The following is a 6,489-nucleotide window of genomic DNA, read 5'->3' on the forward strand; positions in this document are numbered from 1 at the left end:
CGCAATCACTTTACGTGAACGTAAAGCGGCCGCGAGTTGACGCCCCGTTAACCAATGTTGGGCATAGCTTCGCGATCATGCAGGGACGTGGGCAAGCCAATGAAATATGATCCGATCAATCCGGCGGCACAGATCCTCGACCAGTCGGTGGCGAGCGATTGCGGCGAGCTTGCCGTCGGGTGCAGCGATGCAGCCGGGCGGATCAAGCTTGCGACCGATCAGATGGACCGCCAGATCGGCGAACTCGGACGGCTCGAGGAATATGTCGTCAGCCTTGAGGCCGACCAGCGCCAGATCGCCGATTCGACCGACGAGGCGAAATTGCTTTCGGCGCGCGCGTGCGAACAGCTCGACACCGGCGCCGAGCGCGTCAACGCCGCGGTCTCCGAATTCCGCTCGGTCATCGACCTTGTCGCGCGGCTGGGCACGCATGTCACCAATTTCGCCGCGGTGATGGAACAGGTGCAGCAAGTCAGCCAGTCGATCGAGTCGATCGCCAAGACCACCAATATGCTCGCGCTAAATGCCGCGATCGAAGCCGAGCGCGCTGGCGATGCCGGCCGCACCTTTGCCGTCGTCGCCGCCGAAGTGAAGAAGCTGGCGCAGAACACGCGCGGCGCGACCGACGAAATCCGTCGCAGCATCGGCAGCCTCGCGGCCGAGGCGAGCGGGCTGGTCACCGAAATCCAGTCGGGGGTCGAACAGTCGAGCCGCGCCGAGGCGCAGTTCGAAACGATCACCGACGCGCTGCACGATGCGACGCATCTTGTCGCGCTGCTCGACGACCAGAGCGACCGCATCGCGCAATCGAGCGCGATGGTGCATGCCAATGGCGCGAAGGTGCGCGAGGCGCTTAACAGCGTCGTCACTTCGGTGCGCGACAATAGATCGACGCTGGTGGGCACGCGCGATTCGATCCTGTCGATGGAGCATGTGTCGAACCGCATGTTCAACGCAGTGATCTCGGCGGGTGTATCCCCCCAGGATTCGGCGATCGTCGCCTTGGCAGCGAAAGTGCGCGACGAATTCGTCGGGCTGGCCGAACGCGCGGTCGCGCACGGCGAACTGTCGATAGAACAGCTTTTCGATACCAATTATGTGCGCGTGCCGAATTCGAACCCCGAACGCTTTCGCACGTCACTGTGCGACTGGGCCGATGCGCACTGGCGCCCGCTGTTCGATCGCATCGTGGCGCAGCATCCCGAGATCAAGATGTCGTCGGCGGGCGACATGAACGGCTTTCTGCCGACGCATATCAGCGAATGCTCGCGCGCGCCGACCGGTGACATCGAGCATGACACCGCGCATTGCCGCAACGGCCGGCTGCTCTATGACGAGACCGATGCCGCGGCGAAACGCAGCACGGCGCCCTTCTTCATGACGGTCTATCGGCAGGAGGGCGATGGCATCAATTATCTGACCGTGCGCAACGTCTATATGCCCGCGATCATCAACGGCCGCCGCTGGGGCGATGTCGAGGTTGCGTACCAGTTATAAAACAGCACTTTATTCCCGTTCGCATCGCTCGAAGTCGAGATGCCCATCGGCCAGGCACTCGTCGTCCCGGCTAGCGATCCTGCTGCGACGGTGGAGGCGGGGCTTTCGGGAAATGCGGCAGTGTAGGATCCAGAGCGGCCCAGCTTGGCGCGCTTTCGGTCCAGATGACCGCTTGCGGCGGAAAGGCATTGCTGTCGTTGAACATGCTGACACGTATGCCGCGAAATCCCGGCGCGCCCGACCCCATGGTGAAGACATGCGATCCGCAATTGGAGCAAAAGGCGCGTCGCGTGATATTGCCGCTGTCTGCGATATTCTCATACCAGCTCAGTTCGCCTTCGGTCGTAACGGCTTCATCGCGAAAGAAAGCGTTGGTCGTCCCGTTGCCGCCGCCGAATTTCTGGCATGTCCGGCACCAGCATGTCCGCCCGCCAAGGGCGTTACCTTCGACCGCAATCTTTACCGCGCCACAAAGGCATTGGCCAGCAACGGGCATGGGCCTATCCCTGCCGCCGCGCCATGAAGGCGAGCTTTTCGAACAGCATCACATCCTGCTCGTTCTTGAGCAACGCGCCGTGGAGCGGCGGGATCGCCTTGCCGACGTCGCGGTTCTGCAGCACTTCGAGCGGCATGTCTTCGTTGAGCAGCAACTTGAGCCAGTCGATCAGTTCGCTCGTCGACGGCTTTTTCTTGAGCCCCGGCACGTCGCGGACTTCGTAGAAAATGTCCATCGCGCGGCTGACCAGCGTCTTCTGGATACCTGGGAAATGGACGTCGACGATCGACGCCATCGTGTCGCGGTCGGGGAATTTGATATAGTGGAAGAAACAGCGGCGCAGGAAGGCGTCGGGCAGTTCCTTTTCATTGTTCGAGGTGATGACGACGATCGGGCGTTCCTTCGCGGTCACCGTCTCGTCGGTCTCGTAGACATGGAAGGCCATGCGATCGAGTTCCTGGAGCAAGTCGTTCGGGAATTCGATGTCGGCCTTGTCGATCTCGTCGATCAAGAGGACGGGGAGCTTGGGCGAGGTGAACGCCTCCCACAATTTGCCCTTGCGGATATAGTTGCGGATGTCGTGGACGCGCTCTTCGCCGAGCTGGCCATCGCGGAGGCGCGCGACCGCGTCATATTCGTACAGGCCCTGCTGCGCCTTGGTGGTCGACTTGATGTTCCAGGTGATCAGCGGCGCGTCGAACGCTTTCGCGATTTCCTCGGCGAGCACGGTCTTGCCGGTGCCGGGTTCGCCCTTCACGAGCAAAGGGCGGCGCAGCAAGGTCGCGGCGTTGACCGCGACCTTCAGGTCGTCGGTGGCGATATAGGCGCTAGTACCTTCGAAACGCATCGGCTCGCGGCCTTTCCCTTAACGTGAACGTCAAGCAGGCATAGCGGGGGCGGGGGAAGGGTGCAAGAAGTCTCCCCGCCCGCAAGCGGGAGGGGCAGCGAGACTTGCCAGCTTGCTGGTTAGTCGCAGCGGGGTGGGAAAGACGCAACCTTGCTGGCCCACCCCCGACCCCTCCCGCTTGCGGGAGGGGCGAAGGATTACGGATGCAGTCGGCTCGCGGCGCGCGCCGCCATCAGGTCCCACAGGCCGCTGTGCTGGGTGATCAGCTGCTGTGCGCCGAACACCATCGCGCGCTCGATGGCGGGCGTTTCGGCGACGGTTGCGGCAAGCCGCGCGGTGTCGCGGAGGTCGGGGAGGGTGCAGGTCGGTGGGGTGAGGTCGAGCCGCAGCGCGCTGATGTCGAGCAATACACGGATCGTCCGCCAGTCGAGCGTCAGCGCGATCGCGGCGCCGAGCGCGCAGCCGTGGCGATCCGACTCGGCGAGCATGTCGATCGCCTTGCGCTGCGCGGCGACCGCGGCCTCGCACTGCGCCTGGCCCTGCGTGCTCGGCACCGGGCCGACCGCCGAGGCGATCTTGGTCAGGAACGCGCGTTCCTGGACGAAGGCATCGGCCGCTTCGGCCATCCATTGGCGCGATGCCGGGTCGACCGCCTTGCGCGCGGCGTTGTCGATCACGCCCGGATAGCGGCCATGGAGCAGGCAGAGAAAGTGGACCGCGTCGGCGAGGTTGCGCATCGCTTCGGGGCCGCTCGACAGCGCGCCCGAGCGCACGTGCGGATGCGCGCCGGTGCCGTCGCTGGCGACCAGCGCATCGAGCAGTTCGGCGACGCCGCGCGTCTGCGATTTGGGCTGGGGCGATTGGCTCAAGGCTTGATCCTCGCTGTGGCAGGGCGCCGACGCCCAAGCCAATGGAATTACAGCGATCGGTCATAGATCAACGTCGTAAACGACGCGTTTATAAGCGGCGTTTTGATTTGCCGCGGGGCTGTTCCAGTCAGGGACAAAAGCGAAGGAACCGGCAAGCCCCGGGGGAAGCTTGCCGGTCCTGCCTATGGCGCCTGTGCGGCGCCAAAGAGCGGGGAGGTGGCCGGACCCAGGGGAGAGCGAGTGCCCGGCCAGCTCGGATTACGCCGCGAGTGCGAGTTCCTCGGTCTTTTCAGCCTGCGGCGCGGCGACTTCGATCGCGCCCGGCGCGGGCTGGGCCGCCGCCTTGGCGGGGAAGGTCAGGCGCGAGGCCAGTACGACGAGGCCCAAGGCGAAATAACCGATGAAGGTCTGGGCCGGGAAGAAGAAGAGCGGCGCGACGAAGGCGAGGCGCAGCCAGAGCGGGTTGAAGCCAAAATCCTGGCCAACGGCCTCGCAGATACCGAAGAAGGTATCGCGGCGGCGGAAGAGGTTGGTGGTTTCGTTTTCCATCTTTTTGTCTTTCCCTTTGGCTGTAGGCACTGCCCCGCGCCGATGCCGAATGCATCGCAAAGGTCGTGCCAATTTTCGCGAGCCCCAGATTTCCGAGCTTTTTTGTGTCAGCCGCGTTGGACGGCCTGCTCTGGATCGTGAATCATTCCCCACCTTGTGGGAATGATTGCCATTTGATGGGCGGCGCCTGAACCGCTCATGAAGCCCCCGCATCCCGTGACAGGCGCTATCTGGCGTGGCGATATGAAGATTTAAAGAAGGCCGGTCAAAAAAATTGTGCGCCGCAGCATTGCTGCAAGCTTTTGTACGGGTTCGATTTAAAGCGTCGGGCTGAGTGGGGTGCCCGTCCTGGCCGGCCGCACGAAAAACATCGCGCCGACGACGCACGCGCCGAATAGCAGACATTCGATGCCCGACGTGGCGGCCCTGCTGATCACTCCGAAGCCGCTTTCGCCAAAAAGGGCGCCGGTCGCATCCAGCCGGAAGCGCGATTCGGGGAAGCGCCTGAGCAGGAAGTCGAGGCTGCCTCCGAGGAACGTCCCGCCGGACAGCGAAATTGCGACGCCTGACACGCCCGCTATCAGGCCGCCGACGGCGGCGCTCCTTGCCAAGCTTAGCGCGCAATGACGCGCTGCCCATGCCGCGATGCCGACGGCCCCGCCCAATATCAGCCCTTCGGGTGCGCCGGTCATATCGCCCGGCGACTGGCCCAGCAGCAATGCGAATGCGTCGAGGCCGACAAGTTTGGCGGCCCCGCCGGTCACGAAGCCGCCGATCGCGCCGCCCAGCATGACCCATTGCCAGCGTTCGCCGCGTGCGAGCTCTGCCGTCGCAAGTCCCGCGCCGACCCCGATGCCGGCAACCAGCCCGACGATCATGTTGATCGCGAGCAGCACGAACAGGACCGATGTCGCGCCCATCGCCGGGCCGACGCCGATGCTCAGGCCATAAAAGAGGCCGCCGAGCACACCGGCGATGCCGCCGCCGGCCGTCGCCGCGGCGGCGACCAGCAGGAAGCGCCCCCACCGGTTTCCGGCGAGCCGGGCGGAGTCGGCCTTGCCGGGGCGGGCCGCCGCAACGAGCTCGACCGCGCCGATGAAGCGATAGCCATGCTTGGGGACCGTCTCGATGAAATGCGGACTTCCCGCATCGTCGCCGAGCAGGCGGCGCAGCGCACGGATGCACTGGGTGAGCGCTTCGTCGGTCACCGGCACCCCGCGCCAGACTTCGTCCATGAAGCGATCCTTGGTGACGAGCCGGCCGCGCTCGTGCAGCATCAGGGCAAGCGCGTCGAAATAGCGGTTGTTTACGTCGAGCGGCCGGCCGCGCTGCGACAGGCTGCGATCCTGTATGTCGAGCGTGAAATCGTCGAAGTGAAATTGCTGCGGCGCCATTTTTCAGCGAAATCTCATGAATTGCTCATGCCGCTCATCGTCCGGCGCGCCACTGTAAAGCTTCAAACATCGAAGGAGGCAAGGCGAATGGCGAACGAAACCGCAAAGCAGGCAAACCGTTGGCGCGTGATCCGCTGGGCGACCGGCGCCGGGCTGTTGCTAGTCCCGCTGGTCATGATGCAGATCGTCGACGACTGGAACTGGGGCCCGGGTGCCTTCCTGTTCATGGGTGTCATGATCGGCGGCGTGCTGCTGCTTTATGAGTTCGCCGTGAAGGCAGGGGTGAGCCTGTCGTATCGCGGCGGCGTCGCGGCCGCGCTGGCGGCCGCCTTCCTGATGATCTGGATCAACCTGGCCGTCGGCATTGTCGGCGAAGATAATCCGGTCAACTTCAACTTTTTTATGGTGGTGTTCGCCGCCACCGTCGGAAGCTATGCCGCGCGCGGCCAGCCAGCGGGCATGGCGCGTGCGATGCTGGGCGTCGCGGCGGTACAGGCGCTCCTCGCCATCGCAATCGCGACGGCGCCATCGACGGCGCTTCAACCCAACGGCGCAGTCGGGGTCTTGGTACTGTGCGGCTTTTTCACAGGCTTGTGGCTGCTGTCGGCCGCGCTGTTCTGGCGGGCGAGCCGAAGCGCGGCCTGACCCGCCAAAAAGGGCGATTTTGTCGTTTGAAAATCCCTGATCGGGATAGAGGTTTTCGACCGGTGCGGACGTTTTGATCCTCCCTGCGGCGAAGCCGTGGGGAGGGGGGCCGCCGCCACAGGCGGTGGTGGAGGGGCGGCAACATTGCGTCATCGCCCCTCCGTCAGCGCTTCGCGCTGCCACCTCCCCATC

At 64.3% G+C, this 6,489-nt stretch carries 7 protein-coding genes; 2 read left to right on the forward strand and 5 right to left on the reverse strand.

What is annotated here, in order from left to right; genetic code table 11:
* Positions 1–99: 99 nt before the first annotated feature.
* Complete coding sequence (locus ACREBX_RS05120; protein ID WP_431560673.1) at positions 100–1,497, forward strand: methyl-accepting chemotaxis protein; 1,398 nt, start codon at positions 100–102, stop codon at positions 1,495–1,497.
* Positions 1,498–1,567: 70 nt separating this feature from the next.
* Here ACREBX_RS05120 and ACREBX_RS05125 read toward each other — a convergent pair whose 3' ends face one another.
* The 5 genes from ACREBX_RS05125 to ACREBX_RS05145 form a co-directional block, all read right to left on the reverse strand.
* Positions 1,568–1,993 (reverse strand): GFA family protein, encoded by a 426-nt coding sequence (locus ACREBX_RS05125; protein ID WP_431560674.1) that lies wholly within the window; start codon positions 1,991–1,993, stop codon positions 1,568–1,570.
* A 4-nt stretch (positions 1,994–1,997) separates the two neighbouring features.
* Positions 1,998–2,840: an AAA family ATPase gene (locus ACREBX_RS05130; RefSeq protein ID WP_431560675.1), complete on the reverse strand. Its 843-nt coding sequence runs from the start codon at positions 2,838–2,840 to the stop codon at positions 1,998–2,000.
* A 197-nt stretch (positions 2,841–3,037) separates the two neighbouring features.
* Positions 3,038–3,709 (reverse strand): DUF6975 family protein, encoded by a 672-nt coding sequence (locus ACREBX_RS05135; RefSeq protein ID WP_431560676.1) that lies wholly within the window; start codon positions 3,707–3,709, stop codon positions 3,038–3,040.
* Between the two features lie 258 nt (positions 3,710–3,967).
* Positions 3,968–4,258, reverse strand: a complete 291-nt coding sequence (locus tag ACREBX_RS05140; protein ID WP_431560677.1) for a PspC domain-containing protein — start codon at positions 4,256–4,258, stop codon at positions 3,968–3,970.
* 317 nt (positions 4,259–4,575) lie between these two features.
* Positions 4,576–5,652 (reverse strand): winged helix-turn-helix domain-containing protein, encoded by a 1,077-nt coding sequence (locus tag ACREBX_RS05145; RefSeq protein WP_431560678.1) that lies wholly within the window; start codon positions 5,650–5,652, stop codon positions 4,576–4,578.
* Positions 5,653–5,739: 87 nt separating this feature from the next.
* Between ACREBX_RS05145 and ACREBX_RS05150 the strand changes: the two genes are divergently transcribed.
* Positions 5,740–6,297, forward strand: coding sequence for a hypothetical protein (locus tag ACREBX_RS05150; protein ID WP_431560679.1), 558 nt, complete (start codon positions 5,740–5,742; stop codon positions 6,295–6,297).
* The last annotated feature ends 192 nt before the right edge of the window (positions 6,298–6,489 follow it).

Origin of the sequence: Sphingopyxis sp. (assembly GCF_050725655.1) — a bacterium.
Classification (GTDB): Bacteria; Pseudomonadota; Alphaproteobacteria; order Sphingomonadales; family Sphingomonadaceae; genus Sphingopyxis.